Annotated in this window: 14 protein-coding genes; 9 read left to right on the top strand and 5 right to left on the bottom strand. The window is 59.3% G+C overall.

What is annotated here, in order from left to right:
* Window positions 1-323: 323 nt before the first annotated feature.
* The 3 genes from D8V06_RS22050 to D8V06_RS22040 all read left to right on the top strand — a co-directional run bounded on the left by D8V06_RS22050 (window position 324) and on the right by D8V06_RS22040 (window position 2,599).
* Complete coding sequence (locus tag D8V06_RS22050; protein WP_056855348.1) at window positions 324-1,016, top strand: 3-oxoacid CoA-transferase subunit A; 693 nt, start codon at window positions 324-326, stop codon at window positions 1,014-1,016.
* Between the two features lie 8 nt (window positions 1,017-1,024).
* Window positions 1,025-1,666: a 3-oxoacid CoA-transferase subunit B gene (locus D8V06_RS22045; protein WP_056855349.1), complete on the top strand. Its 642-nt coding sequence runs from the start codon at window positions 1,025-1,027 to the stop codon at window positions 1,664-1,666.
* Window positions 1,667-1,783: 117 nt separating this feature from the next.
* A complete protein-coding gene (locus D8V06_RS22040) occupies window positions 1,784-2,599 on the top strand; it encodes a DUF1206 domain-containing protein (RefSeq protein ID WP_130931784.1) in 816 nt (271 codons plus the stop codon).
* 15 nt (window positions 2,600-2,614) lie between these two features.
* Here the strand turns inward: D8V06_RS22040 and D8V06_RS22035 are convergent, their stop codons facing one another.
* The 5 genes from D8V06_RS22035 to D8V06_RS22015 all read right to left on the bottom strand — a co-directional run bounded on the left by D8V06_RS22035 (window position 2,615) and on the right by D8V06_RS22015 (window position 8,525).
* The gene (locus D8V06_RS22035; RefSeq protein ID WP_277751310.1) at window positions 2,615-4,291 is read right to left on the bottom strand and encodes an ABC transporter ATP-binding protein; all 1,677 of its coding nucleotides are present in this window, start codon (window positions 4,289-4,291) and stop codon (window positions 2,615-2,617) included.
* A gap of 109 nt (window positions 4,292-4,400) precedes the next feature.
* Window positions 4,401-5,597 (bottom strand): aminotransferase class I/II-fold pyridoxal phosphate-dependent enzyme, encoded by a 1,197-nt coding sequence (locus D8V06_RS22030; protein WP_056855352.1) that lies wholly within the window; start codon window positions 5,595-5,597, stop codon window positions 4,401-4,403.
* The gene (locus tag D8V06_RS22025; RefSeq protein WP_056855353.1) at window positions 5,584-5,844 is read right to left on the bottom strand and encodes an acyl carrier protein; all 261 of its coding nucleotides are present in this window, start codon (window positions 5,842-5,844) and stop codon (window positions 5,584-5,586) included. Before D8V06_RS22025 ends, D8V06_RS22030 begins: the two co-directional genes overlap by 14 nt.
* A gap of 36 nt (window positions 5,845-5,880) precedes the next feature.
* Window positions 5,881-6,798, bottom strand: coding sequence for an NAD(P)-dependent oxidoreductase (locus D8V06_RS22020; RefSeq protein WP_177434472.1), 918 nt, complete (start codon window positions 6,796-6,798; stop codon window positions 5,881-5,883).
* Window positions 6,795-8,525, bottom strand: a complete 1,731-nt coding sequence (locus D8V06_RS22015; RefSeq protein ID WP_130931783.1) for a fatty acyl-AMP ligase — start codon at window positions 8,523-8,525, stop codon at window positions 6,795-6,797. Before D8V06_RS22015 ends, D8V06_RS22020 begins: the two co-directional genes overlap by 4 nt.
* 430 nt (window positions 8,526-8,955) lie before the next feature.
* Between D8V06_RS22015 and D8V06_RS22010 the strand changes: the two genes are divergently transcribed.
* Genes D8V06_RS22010 through D8V06_RS21985 form a run of 6 tightly spaced genes read left to right on the top strand, consistent with a single transcriptional unit; the run spans window position 8,956 to window position 15,303 of the window.
* Window positions 8,956-10,098, top strand: coding sequence for a hypothetical protein (locus tag D8V06_RS22010; protein ID WP_056855356.1), 1,143 nt, complete (start codon window positions 8,956-8,958; stop codon window positions 10,096-10,098).
* Entirely contained in the window at window positions 10,082-10,912 is an 831-nt protein-coding gene (locus tag D8V06_RS22005; protein ID WP_130931782.1) for a nucleotidyltransferase family protein, read from the top strand. The genes D8V06_RS22010 and D8V06_RS22005 overlap by 17 nt, the downstream gene beginning before the upstream one ends.
* Before the next feature lie 54 nt (window positions 10,913-10,966).
* On the top strand, window positions 10,967-12,040 hold the full coding sequence (lptF, locus tag D8V06_RS22000; protein WP_056855358.1) for an LPS export ABC transporter permease LptF: 1,074 nt from the start codon (window positions 10,967-10,969) through the stop codon (window positions 12,038-12,040).
* Entirely contained in the window at window positions 12,037-13,119 is a 1,083-nt protein-coding gene (gene lptG, locus D8V06_RS21995; RefSeq protein WP_130931781.1) for an LPS export ABC transporter permease LptG, read from the top strand. The genes lptF and lptG overlap by 4 nt, the downstream gene beginning before the upstream one ends.
* A gap of 38 nt (window positions 13,120-13,157) precedes the next feature.
* The gene (locus D8V06_RS21990) at window positions 13,158-14,342 is read left to right on the top strand and encodes a CDP-alcohol phosphatidyltransferase family protein (protein ID WP_130931780.1); all 1,185 of its coding nucleotides are present in this window, start codon (window positions 13,158-13,160) and stop codon (window positions 14,340-14,342) included.
* Window positions 14,335-15,303 (top strand): acylglycerol kinase family protein, encoded by a 969-nt coding sequence (locus D8V06_RS21985; RefSeq protein WP_130904926.1) that lies wholly within the window; start codon window positions 14,335-14,337, stop codon window positions 15,301-15,303. Before D8V06_RS21990 ends, D8V06_RS21985 begins: the two co-directional genes overlap by 8 nt.
* Window positions 15,304-15,376 lie beyond the last annotated feature (73 nt).

Below are 15,376 nucleotides of genomic sequence, written 5' to 3'. Positions count from 1 at the left end.
CATACCTCAACGGTATCGTACAGCACTCAAATGATATTAGACCCCGATTGCCTTCGAACTTAGCCTGTGAGTCCTCAGGCTATGCGTGCGAATAAAAATAAATGCTTTTTCGAAGCAATCATAAGTTCTCATTGTTCGATACCCCAACGCAATTCATCGCGCTGCCCGCCATGGTTCTGTTCGTTAATCGCACGACATCGCCTGCCGAGCCCCCCGCCTCAACTCATTTCTTGGCACGCTATACACACCTTGGCAATCACCGTGATTCACGCGGCTTGCCGTCGGATCATTCTGTTCAGCCAACATAAAAACAGGAGTATTCCTTGATCAATAAAACATTTGAATCAGTCGCGGCTGCACTAGACGGCATTGCCGATGGTTCGGTCCTCATGGTGGGTGGATTCGGCACTGCCGGGATGCCGTCGGAGTTGGTCGACGGCGTCATTGCTTCGGGCGCTCGCGAGCTGACCATCATCAGCAACAATGCCGGCAATGGTGAAATCGGTCTGGCCGCATTGCTCAAGGCCGGGCGTGTTGCCAAGGTCATCTGCTCGTTTCCACGCCAATCCGATTCCTATGTCTTCGACGAGCTCTACCTGGCAGGAAAGGTTCAGCTCGAAGTGGTGCCACAAGGCAACCTGGCCGAACGTATTCGCGCGGCAGGCTCTGGTATCGGTGCTTTCTATTCACCGACCGGCTACGGCACTTTGCTGGCCGAAGGCAAGGAAACCCGTGTGATCGACGGTCGCAACTACGTGCTGGAAATGCCGTTGCATGCCGATGTCGCACTGATCAAGGCCGAAAATGGCGATCGCTGGGGCAATCTCACTTACCGTAAAGCCGCGCGTAACTTTGGACCGATCATGGCGATGGCCGCGAAAACGACAATCGCCCAGGTCAATCGGATCGTGGAGTTGGGAGAACTGGACCCCGAACACATCATTACGCCGGGAATCTTCGTTCAGCGCGTGGTCGCAGTGCCCCGCTCCCCTTTCACGAAAGCCAACGTCAACTGAGGTTCGCCATGACTGTCATGAATAAACTATCGCGTAGCGAAATGGCGCAACGTGTGGCCGACGACATTCTCGAGGGCTCTTACGTAAACCTGGGTATTGGCGTGCCTACGCTGGTGGCCAATTACCTGGGTGACAAAGAAGTGTTCCTGCACAGTGAAAACGGTGTGCTGGGCATGGGCCCGAGCCCTGCGCCGGGTGAGGAAGACGATGACCTGATCAACGCGGGCAAACAGCATGTGACACTGCTGCGAGGCGGAGCCTTTTTTCACCACGCCGATTCGTTCTCGATGATGCGTGGCGGGCACATCGACATTGCCGTGCTGGGCGCTTTCCAGGTCTCGGTCAACGGCGACCTGGCCAACTGGCACACCGGAGCCGAAGGTTCCATTCCGGCTGTGGGTGGCGCGATGGATCTCGCAACCGGCGCGCGCCAAGTGTTCGTAATGATGGATCACCTGACCAAGACGGGCGAAAGCAAATTAGTGCCGCAATGTACCTACCCGCTGACCGGCATTGGTTGCGTGACCCGGATTTATACCGACCTGGCTATCCTGGACGTCACTCCAAAAGGCTTGCAGGTCAGAGAAATTTTTGCCGATATCAGTTTTGAGGCATTGCAAACGCTCAGTGGCGTGCCACTGATTCGGTAAAGCCGGTTGGCGCCCACCCCACGATTGGGCGCCCCTCCTCACCGAATATTCGCCCTTTATCGAACCCCTTCCCGAGCGACAGGTCTGCATCTTTATAACTCCTCGGGAATGAAGCCAATGTCCGCGCAACACACCCTTGTCGTGCTCGCTCGGGGCGGATATGCCGCTCGAGGTGTTCTGTACCTGATCATCGGTATCTTCGCTCTGCTGGCGGCACAAGACTCGACAAAACCCAAGGACAGCCACAAAAGCCTGGAGGCTTTGCTAAGCCAGCCTTTTGGTTACGTCCTGGTCGGGCTGGTGGTGGCTGGTTTACTCGCATTCGCAGGCTGGCGAGTGTTGCAGGCCATTCGCGACGTCGATCATCACGGTACGTCGCTCAAGGGTCTGGTCATTCGTGCAGGGTTATTCGCGGGTGGTTTGATCAATGGTGCACTGGCGTTTTTTGCCTTGGGCCTGCTCATCAGTGGTATCAGAAGCTCAAGCAATTCAGGCGGCGGGAATACCCGGGATCTGCTGGCGCATCTTTTGTCGTGGGATCACTCAAACGTGTTGATCTACCTGGTGGCGCTGATCCCACTGGGTGTAGGCATTGCTCACCTCATCAAGGGGTGGAAGGCAACATTCGAGAAGTACTTCGAGGCCGACGAAGAGGTGATGCGCTACATACGTCCCGTATCTCGGTTCGGACTCATAGCCCGAGGCGTCGTGTTTATCGAGATAGCGGTGTTGCTGGTAATCGGCGGCTCACGTTATCAAGTCAAGGATCCCCCGGGCATGAAGGAAGCGCTTGATGCTCTGCAGAATCTGCCAGCGGGAAGCGTGATTCTGATGGTGATGGCTTTGGGCTTGATCGCCTTTTCGGTTTACAGTTTTTCCGAAGCCGCCTGGCGCAAAATCAATATGGATGTGCCTGGAGTCCCGGCATCGTAGTGGCATGACGGCACCTCAGGCTTTCGCTTCTTGCGTGATTGTTCCATCACGATCGGCGGCATTGGGTACTGGCAACACCCTGCCCTCGCGCACTTCAAGAATCTGGTCTGCAATGCGGATCATGGCGGGCCGATGGGACACCGCGATGACGGTTATGCCGGGGGTCAGGCTTTTCAGTACCTGGCATATTTCGGTCTCCGATTCCGGATCGAGCGCGCTGGTTGCTTCATCCAGGATCAGAAGCTTGGGGCGATGGGCCAAGGCACGTGCGATGACGATACGCTGCCTCTGGCCGCCGGACAGTTTGGCACCTCGCTCGCCGACGATCGATTGCAGCCCGCCTGGACATTCCTGCACAAACTGCCACGCGCCGGCCTGACGTAGCGCACGCTCTGCATCGTCGGCATTCAACGACCTGTCCCCCAAGGTGACGTTTGCCAGAATGCTGTCGTGCAGCAGCAAGGTTTCCTGTGTAACGTAGCCGATCATCCGCCGCCAGGCCCTGCGGTCCAGGTCGTGCAAGTCACAGTCGTCTACCCTGATGCGTCCGGATTGAGGCGCGAGCAGCGAACAGATCAGGTCGAGCACGGTGGTTTTCCCTGCACCGGAAGGACCGATCATGGTGGTGAATGAACCGACCGGAAAACTCATCGACACGCCGTCGAGCACTTGCCGTCCGCCGTAGCCAAAGCTGATGTTTTCAAAAACGATATGGCGCTTCAAGGCAGGAACGCAGTTCCCTCCAACCGGCTCGGCATCGGCCACGGCATTGTCGATTGCTTCGTTGATGGCCCAATAGGCGCTTTCTTGCGCGGCCATCCGGTGATAGCGCTGTTGCGCTTTGTGCAGCAATCCCAGCATGCGCACCACCACGAATATGAGCACCATCACCGAAGACAGCGGCAGTCCGCCGATCACAAGCCCGGCGTAGAGTCCCGCGGCGGCAAGGATTGCCAGCATGGGTTCCTGCAAGGCCCGCAATGTTTCGCGGCTCATCACTTCGCGCTCCAATGCGGTGTTGAGCTCGCCGGCGTGACCGCGCAGCAAGGAATCGGCAATGTCATCCCGGGCCATGGCCTTGAGCGGTTTAACCGAAGCCAGCGTATCCGTCAGGTAGACCAGCAGCTCACGCATCAAGCGGGTCTGGCTTTTGCCCACGCGACGTGACGTCTTGACCAGTCCCCGCACGGCCACCAGCAGGACAAAACCGATCAGCAATGAGAGGAACGCTGCCTGCCAGGAGACGAAAAGCGCAATGATTGCATAGGCCGCTGCCTGGATGCCCAGCGCCAGCATATTGGCCGCATGCTCATAAGCGGTGGAAGCGCGGTAGGCTTCCGTTGCCACGGCGTTGGCCAGTGCCCCGGCAGGCTGGCGCAGATAATATTCCCAGCGACTGCCCAGAGAGGCTTTGATCAGGTCGATGCGCAGGTCGGTCGCCACATGTGCCACCGTGTAGCCAACCTGCCGATTGCCCAGCAATATCAGCAGGTTACTCAGCGTCATGCCCACGACAATAATCACCAGCATGTTGGGGATCGAGGGCTCAAGGCCGAGCGTGTCCATGACGGCGAAGACCTGAACCGCCAGCTTTGAATGCGGCTGGTCTTCAAGCACCGCCGATATCAGTGGCAGCATTGTGCTCAGGCTGACGCTTTCGACCACCCCTGCCAGCAGCAAACTCAGGAGCATCAGGACGGTACGGGCCGGATAAGAGCGGCCAAAGGCAAAAATAATCCGCATGAGTGTCGTTCACTATGACGTAGGTAAAGATTAGCTCACCGACAGCTCGCGACACTGTTCAAGCGCCCACTGTGACGAGGTCCACCGGGCTACGCAATGACGCGAAGGCCTCGATGATCTGGTCTATTTGCTCGGGTGTATGGGCCGCGCTGACGCTGCAACGTATCAGGGTGACGGCACCGGGCGTCGCTGGAGGCAGGACCAGATTGACATAGACGCCCTTCTCTATCAGCGCCCGCCAGAAGGCCAGCCCCTCGTGTGGCGACTTCAGCATCACGGCAATCACCGGACTGGCTTGTGGCCCCAATTGGTAGCCTGACTCTGCCAACCCCTGATAAAGCCGCCGGGCATTCGTCCACAGCTGACGCCGCAGCTCCGGACGTTCCTTGATGGCCTTGAGCGCTGATCTCACGGAGGCAATGGCCGAGGGCGCGGGTGAAGCGGTAAAGATATAGGGCCTGCTGGCGTAGCGAAGCAGGTCCATTTGCGCATCGTGACAAGCAGCGAAGCCACCGACCGCGCCCAGGCTCTTGCTGAACGTGCCCAACAGAATGTCGACTTCCGAGTCCACCCCCAACTCTTCGGCCAGCCCTCGCCCCTTGGCACCCAGCACACCGAAGGAATGCGCCTCGTCTACCAGCAGGTAACCTCCGAGACGACGCTTGACCTCGACTATTTCTCTGAGCGGAGCCTGATCACCCAGCATGCTGTAGATGCCTTCCACCAAGATAATCGCTTCGCGCGCGCGGTCGCCGAGCCGGACCATGCGCCGCTCCAGATCAGCGACATCGTTATGGCGAAAGCGGATGATCTCTGCACCACCCAGCTTGCAAGCGTCGTAGATGCTCGCGTGGCAATCGGCGTCAAGCAATACCACCTCGCGCGCGCTCGCCAGGGTTCCGATGACACCCAAATTGGCGACATAGCCTGTGGAGAACACAATGACGGAACGCCGCCCGAGAAAATCGACAAGTTCCTCCTCCAGCGCGCTGTGCCCGGCGTAACTGCCATTGGCCATACGAGAACCGGTGGTGCCGGTCCCTTCAAGCTCCAGCGAGCGCTGTGCCGCCTTGATGCCGTCGGGATCGAATGTCAGCCCGAGATAATTATTGGTGCCCGCCAGTATGACTCTCTTCCCCTGGATACTGCCCTCGGTCGGGGAGTACATCTCGTCGATGCGAATTCCAAAAGGATGCGAATCCGAGAGGCTGGCGCGTTCCGCCGCCAGTTTGCCGAATTTGTCAAACAGTCCCATCGGCATGCTCCATCAAGTTGAGAATCGCGTGGGACAGCTGTGCAGGCGTTCGCACATCCATCAGGATGTTGAGGTGGATCGAGATGTCGAATTCGTCCTCCAGCTCCATCAGCATGTCCATCACCTTTATCGACTCCATCCCCAGGTCCTGGGCCAAATCGGTATCCGGGTAGATTGGCGTCCCGGGAGGTGCAAGCCGCCCGATGAGCATAATCACCCGTTCGAGTATCGCTTCTTGTGTGATCATCGTGGGTTTCCTTGAGTTCAGTGGCTCTTTGCCCGCTCAGAACATGTGATTGCGCAACGCTTGCCTTAACAGTATCTGCGGCTCCCAGCCCAATGACGCGCTGATGCGCGCATTGCTGCAGGTCCAGTCCGGGTGCATCAGTTCATTGACTTTGCCGGGGGTCAGCATGGGTGCCCGGCGGGTGAACCGGGACAGCACCAGGTTCGCTCGTGCAAGGCCTTTCAGTACCCCGGCAGGCACTGCGGCTTGCCGTACCGGCGCATGGCGGATATCGCAAGCGATGCCGGCCAGGCTTGCCCAGCCGTACCCTTGCACCTGGCCATCACACAACTCAAAGGTCTGCGATTGCACGACAGGTGCGTCCAACCACTGCATGACGGCACTGACCAAATCGTCCACATGCAGAAAGCTGAACTGTGAATCGTCTCGACCGAGGGTTACCAGCCAGCCGCGCAAGAGCCAGTCGAACAGCGGACGCAACTCGCGGTCGCCGGGACCGTATACGGCGGTCGGCCTGAAAATACACACGGGAATCGCTCCGGCAGCGGCCTTTACCTGGCGTTCGCCTTCGAATTTGGAAGCGGCGTACCAGGACAATGTCGGATGGCGCGCCGCAAGGGACGAGATCAGCAGAAAACGCTCGCAACTGCCGTTAAGCCGTGTCGCCTCCATCAAGTGTTTGCTGCCCTGCACGTTGACCGAGTCGAAATCCCGGGCAGCCCGGCCCCTGACCTTGCCAGCGCAGTGAATAACCGCATCTGCGCCCCGGGTAAGCTCGGCAAGGGCCGGCTCATCTTCCAGTGTTCCCTTGATCCACTTCGTTCCATCCTCTGCCGTACCGCTCCTGGAGCGAGCCAACGCTCGTACCTCCACGCCTCGGGCAACAAGTCGTTCGCGCAGGACGCTGCCGATGAAGCCAGTGGCGCCAGTCAGCGCAACCACGCGAGCGCTCACGTCGTCTCCAGTGCCGGACAGGGAAGAACAGCGTTGGCCTGGGCCATGAACCGTTCGAGGGCTTCGGCGCGAGAGGGTTTGCCCGAAGAGGTTCGTGGCAATGAATGAGGTGGCACAAGGTGTACGTCGGCAGCAAGGCCGAACTCACTGATGATCTTGGCCAGCAGAGTCCGGACCAATTGCTCGCGGATTTCCGGCTCACGGACCCGGCATTGAACCTGGACCACGACCTGAGGCTCATCATCGCCGGGCACGACAAACACGATGGCATCGCCAGGCCTCAGATCGGGTTCGGACTCCACCAGGTATTCGATATCCTGCGGCCAGATGTTTCGGCCCCGGACTATGAGCAAATCCTTGCGCCGGCCAGTGATATGCAGCTCGCCCCCGGACAGATAGCCCAGGTCACCGGTGTCGAGCCAGCCATCTTTCAAGGCTGCCTGGGTATTTTGGGGATCATTGAAATAACCCGACATGACGCTGGGCCCCCAGACGAATATCTGGCCTACCTCGCGCTCGGCGACCACCCGCCCCGCCGCATTGCGAATTTCCACGCGATGCCCTGGCAATGGCGCGCCACAATTGGTAAACGCACAGCTTCCCGGATCATCGGCAGCACATTTCTGCGCCTTGAGCTGATGTTCCAATGCCTGGCGAGCGACATGATCCACCAGCACCCCTGCCCCGCGGCGGGCGAAGCAGACGGCCAGGGTGCTCTCCGCCAGACCGTAGCAAGGCGTGAATGCAGCCGCATTGAATCCCGTGTCGAGAAAACAATCCGCGAAACGGCGTAACACCGATGCCCGAATGGGCTCTGCCCCAATCCCCGCGACACGCCAGCAGGAGAGATCCAATACGGTTTTTTCCGGGTCCCGGACTCGCCGGGTGCAGAGGTCATAGCCAAACGGCGGGGCAACCGAAACATTCACCCGATTCTGGCTTATCAGTTTGAGCCATTGCCCGGGTCGCGTGGCGAAATCCCGGGTGTGCAAGTAGTCGACTGTCAATTGTGCCGCCATGGGCGCCAGGACAAAGCCCACCAGCCCCATGTCATGATAAAAGGGCAGCCATGACGCACATCGGTCCCCCGGGCGAACGCCGATACCGTTCACGACGATGCCTCTGATGTTGGCCATCACCGCACGCTGGGTAATGATCACGCCACGAGGAAATCGGGTACTGCCGGATGTGTATTGCAGGTAGGCGATGTCCTCCGGCAACACGCGGGGAAGCGTCTGCACGGGCGGTAAATCGCTCAATTGCTGGACAGTCCCGACGAACGCCTGAAGCGAGGTCCCCAGCGCTTCCCGTGCATAGGGAAGCCATTCCTCCTGTCCGAGGACGGCTGCCGGCGTGCAATTGGCGAACAGTCCTTTCAGCTTTTCCACGTAGGAATGATGGCTTCCCAAACTGGATGGCACCAAAAGAGGAACGGCGATCAGGCCCGCGTATTGGCAGGCGAAAAACGACTCGATAAAGCTTTGGTGCGTATCGGCGATGAGTGCGACCCGATCACCCTTCTTCAACTTGAGCCCAAGTAGACGTTTAGCCAGCGCGACAGCATTGCTTTTGAGCTGAGCGTATTCAACCGCTGCAATCAAGTGGCAATGCCTGTCGTAGAAGTTCATCCCGGTCTGACCAGACGCGGCATAATCGAGTGCTTCCACTAGCGTGGAAAAGTCCGCGAGACGTTGAGTGAGTGCCTGTTTTGCAACGGTTGCAGACATAAGGAAACACCCATCCATTTAGCCCGAGTAAGGATAAGTCAAATAGCGGGTCGACCCCCTGCGCCAGTAAAACACTTGTCGTTTTACTGCCCCGTTGCCGTTTCCATGGAGTCCAAGCTCCACGGATAATCGGCTCGCAGAAGATCTTTCGGCTTTTTCAAGTATTTACAAAGCCTAACGCAATACTAATCGGCATCTGGGTGATCGCAAATTTTTTCCCGGATGAGCGACGACCGGCAAACATCGCATGTAGCTGTAGCACCTCGTTCTCAAATGCGACAGCCATCGAAAAGTACAGGGTATTTAAGCCTTAGAGGCGCATTCACGCCAATATTTAGATCACGCGCGCCCGACGCCAAAAGTTCAGCTACGCTCTGACGGCAAATCCGAAGAGAAGCTAGTTCAACTGCTACCGACTTTTGGGCCAACGATGATCAATAAGAAGTTGCCAATCATTACGCGACCCGTCCTTACACGTTTGGAACTCAAGACATTCATCAGCTTCCCCGGCACTCTTTATCGCAACGATCCTTGCTGGATCGAGCCGATCCATTACGAGCGCCAGGAACTCCTTTCCAAAAAGAACCCGGCGTCGTCCCATTTAACGTGGCAGGCGTGGCTGGCCTGGTCGGGAACGGAAGTCGTGGGGCGTATCACGGCACAGATCGACAGCCTTCACCGGCAATTGCACGGCAATGATTCCGGGCACTTCGGGATGTTTGAAGCCGTGGATGACCCGGCCGTAGTCGACAGCCTGTTCGCGGCAGCTGAGGCCTGGTTGCGCGAACGTGGCGCCGCGCGTATCACCGGTCCGTTCAATCTGACCATTAACCAGGAAAGCGGGTTATTGGTGGAAGGATTCGATCATCCCCCCTCTGCGATGATGGGACACGGACAGCCCTACTATGATCAAAGGCTCACCGCCATCGGCTATCGGCAAGCCACGGACCTGCTGGCCTACTGGATGCGCACCGACCAATTGCACTTTCCGCCGGCCTTGTCGGCGATGATGGCGCGCGAGCGAAAGCGCGTGGTGGTCAGGCCTCTGGACACCCGTCAGTTCCGGCGCGACATGCGCATCCTGCGTGAAATATTCAATGACGCCTGGAGCCGTAATTGGGGGTTTGTACCTTTCACCGAATCCGAATTTTTCGAGCTTGGCAGCCAGTTGAGGTTGTTGGTCCCCAAAGACCTGTTGTACATCGCTGAAGTCGATGGCGACCCCTGCGCTTTTATCGTGGCCATCCCTAACATCAACGAGGCGATCGCCTCTCTCAAAGGACAATTGCTGCCCTTTGGCTGGCTGCGGCTGTTGTGGCGGCTTTATGGCAAGGGCACGCGCACCGCACGCGTGCCCCTGATGGGCGTCAAGCAGCGTTACCAGTTCAGCCGCTTGGGACCAACACTCGCCCTGCTGTTGATCGAAGCGCTAAAGCCGCCCTTCGTCAAACGGGGCATTGAAGCGTTGGAGATGTCCTGGATCCTGGAATCAAACGCGGTGATGCGCAAAATCCTCGTCCAGATCGGTGCCACCCCTTACAAGCGCTACCGGATCTATGAAAAGCACATCTGAGGCGAAACAATTCACTGCGCTGGTGCTGGCAGCGGACAGGGGCTCGGCCGATCCGGTTGCCGCAATGGCCGGGACCAGCTGCAAGGCCTTGGTGCCGGTGGCCGGGGTACCCATGGTCTGTCGGGTGGTCGGGGCGTTGCAGGACAGCGAGTGGATTGATCGAATCGTACTGGTAGGTCCTGCGCAAAACTTACTCGCGCAAGATGCCTCAATGACGCAACTGCTCGACAGCGCCAGTGTCGGTTGGCTGGAACCCGCCAACTCGCCCAGTGTTAGCGCCGCACAAGCCCTGGCGCTTCAGCCCGCAGACAGACCGGTGTTGGTGACAACCGCAGACCACGCACTGCTTTGCCGGGAGATGGTCGACTACTTTCTACAGCACGCGGCCTCGGGCGGGCATGATTTTGTGGTGGCGGTGACGCCCCTGGACACGGTTCTGGCGCGCTTTCCAGGCACCCGGCGCACCGGCATCCGGCTGCGCGGCGGCCCGTATTGCGGCAGCAATTTGTTTGCGTTCATGACCGAGGACGCCCGCCGGCTCGCCAGCTTCTGGCAACGGGTCGAACAGGACCGCAAAAACCCTCGACGCGTCATTGCCGGTGCGCTGGGCTTTACAGGCGTTTTGCGCTACCTGATGGGCCGGTTGACCCTGGAACAAGCGCTACAACAGCTTTCCAGCAAGTTGGGGGTGAGTATCGGCGCGGTGATCATGCCCTTTGCGGAGGCCGCTATCGATGTCGATTCGCCGCTGGATTATCAAATGGTGGAGCGGTTTCATGCGCAGAAAAATCAGTCGATACCGAGCGGTTCCTGATCGATCTGGATGGCAACGCTCCGCGGTTTCGCGAGCGTTGGCAGGGTCCGGATTATGTTTCTGATCGAACGCTATGTGATCGCCGAGATCCGTCGACCGGTGTTGGTGATGGTCAGCATCCTGGTGTTCATCTTTGCCAGCTACTCCGCAGAGCGCTACCTGTCTGACGCGGTACAGGGAACCCTCGCTTTGCAGGCCGTGCTGCAAATGGTGTTCTACAAGGTACTGATTGCGCTGGAAATGCTGGTGCCGGTGGCGTTGTATGCCTCGGTGACCCTGGCGGTCGGGCGCCTGTGCCACGATTCCGAAATCATTGCGATATCGGCCTCGGGGGCAAACCCGCTGCGCATCTATCGGGCTGTCCTGTTATTGGCAATACCGATCTCGCTGGCGGTGGCCATGCTCTCGCTTTACGGGCGCCCCTGGGCCTATACGCAGGCCTATGTACTGGAACAGCAGTCGCGAACAGATCTGGACGTCAATCATCTGCAAGCGCAACGCTTCAACCTGAATAACGAAAACGGCAGGATGATTCTGGCAGAGCGGATCGATCGCACCGATGGCCGGCTCCACGATGTACTGATCTATGACCCGGGCGACTCGAAAACCCGTGTGTTTCGTTCCGCACAAGCGCGCATTCTGGATCCCGATCCAGACGATCCGGTCGTGGAACTGACGCAAGGCCATTCCTACCTGCTCAAGCACAGCACCTCAAAGGATATTTCAGAAAAATTCGAGCACATGCGGCTGCACTTGCTGCCCATCGAAAGGGCTGCCGAAGGCAAGCGCAAGGCGGCTCCCAACCAGGTGCTGGAGGCTTCCAGCGCACCGTTGGACAAGGCCGAACTGCAGTGGCGCCAGACGCGGGGCGTGAGCGCGACCATCCTTGCATTACTCGCCATTCCGTTGAGCCGCACCCGGCCCAGACAGGGACGATTCGCCACCCTGCTGCCCGTAACAGCCGCGTTCGCCCTGATTTATTACGCAGCGGACATCTGCAAGACAATGGTGGGCAACAGCACCTTGCCCCTGTACCCGGGGTTGTGGATCGTGCCGCTGTTGATGAGTCTGGCGCTGCTGATTTTCCTGGCGCGGGATCTGGCACTCTTTCGGTTCGGCCTGCGATGAAAATCCTCGATCGCTACATCACCCGTCATGTGTTCTTCGGTTTCGCCGCTGCCGCAGCGCTGTTGCTGCCATTGTTCACCACCCTCGACCTGGTGGGCGAACTCGATGATGTGACTGCTGACGGCTACCGATTGAGCCAGGCCATCGAAGTCGTCTTCATGACCCTGCCCCGTCGTATCGTCGAGCTGGGCCCGTTCATCGCCCTGCTCGGCGGCATTGCCGCGCTCGGGCAGTTGGCCGCCACCCGGGAACTGACTGTCATGCGCGCCACTGGCCTGTCGATTGCCCGCATCGGGTTCACGGCGACGCTGGCCGGGCTCGCGCTGGCGTTGGCATGGGCGGCGCTGGATGAATGGGTGGCCTCTCCCCTGCAGCAAAATGGCCTGGAGTTGCGCAACGAAGCCATGTCCGCCGGTGCTCAGGCCAGCAACGACCAGGGAAGCGTCTGGGCTCGCCAGGACGACCAAATCGTGCGGGTGGGCAATCTTCAGCACAAACGGCTGCCGGTCAATATCGAAATCTTCCGGTTCGACAACGACCGCTCACTGGTGTCCTACCTCTTTGCAGAGTCGGCGGACATACAGGACGCAGGCCAATGGCGTTTGAACAACGTCCAGGTCAAACAGTGGGATCAGGGCACCGAAACGACACAGCAACTCGATCATATGGTTTGGCATTCGATTTTTGGCGGAGCGCGACTGGGCGACATTACCCTGCCGACTGAAAGCCTGTCCGTGCGCCAACTCTATCGTTACATCGCCTACCTCAAAGGCTCGGGCCAGCCCTCGGCGCAATATGAAATGGCGATGTGGCAAAAACTCGGGCGGCCGATCCTGACCCTGGCGATGATCCTGTTCGCCATCCCGTTTGCCTTCGCACAACCGCGCTCACCCAACCTGGGGGCGCGGCTGGCGTTGGGTGCGCTGGTCGGGTTAATGGTCTATGTAAGTAATCAGATCATCGTAAACCTTGGTCTTCTGCTAAAGATGAACACACTGGTCACTACCTTGGGGCCGGCACTGGTCTTGCTCGCGGTGGCGATCGGGATGGTGGGTTACATGGACCGGGGCAGTCGCTGAGACTGCCCACGCTATTTCAATGAACAGGGCGCTGAACAATGAAGACTCTCGTATACCTGATCTGTAGCAGCCCGGTGCGTCTGTGGGGCCTCACCTCCAGAGAACGAGTGGGCCGTATGCTCGCAAAGTTTCCCGACGCCCACCTCTGCGATGCAGGCGAGCCATTGCCGGCACAAGGCGAGGTCGTGCTGCTGCGCGAAGATTACCTTTACGATGATCGGGTATTGCGGGGGTTGTTGAAAACGCCTGAGGTCGCCCTGCAAGACCCCAAGACCGGCGCCATCGTCGCCGCCCATGCCAGCGTGGAGCGACTCGCGCACCTGCCCAGCCTGGATACCGACGCCGTCGCCGGATTGCGTAAAGTGGTTCCCGCTACCGTGGCCACCGCCATGCAGACCCAACTGCGCAAGTTCGATCCTCCGTGGGTCGCGCAAATCACCGACAGCAATCAAGCGCACCTTGAAAAGTCGCTGTTCAACGGATCCTACAAAGGTGTCACCGACTTCATAACCCGAGCGATCTGGCCCGTCCCGGCGCGCTGGGCCACCGTCTGGTGCGTGCGGCTTGGGCTCAGCCCCAACCAGGTCACGGCAGCCAGCTATGTGCTGGCTATTCTGGCGGGTGTGCTGTTCTGGCACGGGCATTTCGGTGCGGGCCTGGTGGCCGGCTGGCTGATGACGTTTCTCGATACGGTCGACGGCAAACTGGCACGCGTCACTGTCACCTCCACCCGCTTCGGCAATATTTTCGACCATGGCCTGGACCTGATTCACCCGCCGCTCTGGTATATCGCCTGGGGAATGGGCTATGCGGCGACCTGGGACTCGGACATTCCGCTCAACCCCGTGCTCTGGGCCATTTTCCTGGGCTATGTCGCAGGTCGGTTGTGCGAAGGTGCGTTCAAGTTCGCCGCGCCCTTTTCAATGTTTCTGTGGCGCCCGTTCGACTCGCTCAACAGGCTTGTCACTGCGCGGCGTAATCCCAATCTACTGATACTGACCTGCTTGTGGGCGGTGGATGCCCATGACACGGGATTGATTTGGGTGGCCGTCTGGACCTGTGTTTCGACACTGGTGCTGGGGGTTCGCACAGTGTCCGCCATTGTCTTGAAACACCGGGGCCACCCGCCGCAGCCCTGGCTCAGCCGAATCGACATGGCCGCCGAGCGCGACCGCTTGATCGTGCGGATGTTTGCGCCACGCTCGGGTCTCAATGATGCGTGACGCTTGTCCGCGGCCGCAGAAAATCGGCATCTTGCTCAACCCTTGCAGCGGCACCCTGCGACGTGCCTTGCCCAGGTTTCGTCTGCTCGCCCGCGACGTCCCCGGCGCCTCTGTGCTCGAAGCCACCTCGGCCGATGAGATCGCCCATGCCGTGAGCGACTTCCAGCTCCGGGAGAGTGACCTGCTGGTCGTTGTGGGTGGCGACGGGACCTTGCAAGCTGCTATCTCCTTTCTGCTGAGCCAAGAACCTGCGTGCCTGCCAACCGTACTGGTCATTCCGGGTGGCACCACCAATATGAGCGCGATCGATCTGGGGGCGCGCCTGAGCGCCGAAAAGGCCTTGACGGGCTTATCCGCCTGGCTCGCTGGCGATGCAACCGCCGCAAAAGTCGTATCGCGTGCTGCGCTTCGCGTTGATAGCGGGTTGCAACATGCGGCGCAATTCGGAATGTTCTTCGGCGTCGGCGCAGTCGTGAACGGCGTGCGTTACTACCATCGAACGCTGCGGCCCAAGCGCGTACCCGGGGCGCTGGGGCCGACACTGGCCTTGGGTCGAATGCTGTTTTCTGCGCTGCACAACCTGCCACACGACCTGTTTTGCGCGTTGCCCGCCCGCCTGGGCACTCATCGTGGTGTCTGGGAACGTGACTGGCTGGTGGTGTTTGCCACCACCCTGGACCGTCTTCTTGCCGGAAGCAGGCCCTATTGGGGCACCGAACCGCAGCCCATACATCTGACCGCCATCGCGCATCGGCCCCGGCGCCTGGCCCTGGTCCTGCCGCTCTTGCTCTGGGGCCGGGCCGTCTCGCTGATCAAGGAGCAAGATGGCTACTTCAGCCACAATTTCACCCGGATGGATCTCGGTGGCGCTGACGAATACGTGCTCGACGGTGAAATTTTTCCAGCACAAGGCACGATCACCCTGGCCGCCACGGCCCCGATCCGCTTCATGACCTTTTAGGACCCCTGAGAGCCGATGCGAGCCTTTGATTGCCTACCGCCGCCCGTGGCCTTGCTCGAACAGGTCAGGGCGC

It is taken from the genome of Pseudomonas sp. Sample_24 (assembly GCF_004307605.1).
In the GTDB taxonomy this organism is placed as follows: Bacteria; Pseudomonadota; Gammaproteobacteria; order Pseudomonadales; family Pseudomonadaceae; genus Aquipseudomonas.
Note: the sequence above shows the minus strand (reverse complement) of the source record. Positions and strands in the feature narration are given on the sequence as shown.

Excerpts from the sequence above, each read along its gene's own strand:
- D8V06_RS22045 (WP_056855349.1), top strand. The coding sequence starts at position 1,025 with ATGACTGTCATGAATAAACTATCGCGTAGCGAAATGGCGCAACGTGTG.
- D8V06_RS22040 (WP_130931784.1), top strand. The coding sequence starts at position 1,784 with ATGTCCGCGCAACACACCCTTGTCGTGCTCGCTCGGGGCGGATATGCC.
- D8V06_RS22035 (WP_277751310.1), bottom strand. The coding sequence starts at position 4,291 with ATGCTCCTGAGTTTGCTGCTGGCAGGGGTGGTCGAAAGCGTCAGCCTG.
- D8V06_RS22030 (WP_056855352.1), bottom strand. The coding sequence starts at position 5,597 with ATGGGACTGTTTGACAAATTCGGCAAACTGGCGGCGGAACGCGCCAGC.
- D8V06_RS22025 (WP_056855353.1), bottom strand. The coding sequence starts at position 5,844 with ATGATCACACAAGAAGCGATACTCGAACGGGTGATTATGCTCATCGGG.
- D8V06_RS22015 (WP_130931783.1), bottom strand. The coding sequence starts at position 8,525 with ATGTCTGCAACCGTTGCAAAACAGGCACTCACTCAACGTCTCGCGGAC.
- D8V06_RS22010 (WP_056855356.1), top strand. The coding sequence starts at position 8,956 with ATGATCAATAAGAAGTTGCCAATCATTACGCGACCCGTCCTTACACGT.
- D8V06_RS22005 (WP_130931782.1), top strand. The coding sequence starts at position 10,082 with ATGAAAAGCACATCTGAGGCGAAACAATTCACTGCGCTGGTGCTGGCA.
- lptF (WP_056855358.1), top strand. The coding sequence starts at position 10,967 with ATGTTTCTGATCGAACGCTATGTGATCGCCGAGATCCGTCGACCGGTG.
- lptG (WP_130931781.1), top strand. The coding sequence starts at position 12,037 with ATGAAAATCCTCGATCGCTACATCACCCGTCATGTGTTCTTCGGTTTC.
- D8V06_RS21990 (WP_130931780.1), top strand. The coding sequence starts at position 13,158 with ATGAAGACTCTCGTATACCTGATCTGTAGCAGCCCGGTGCGTCTGTGG.
- D8V06_RS21985 (WP_130904926.1), top strand. The coding sequence starts at position 14,335 with ATGCGTGACGCTTGTCCGCGGCCGCAGAAAATCGGCATCTTGCTCAAC.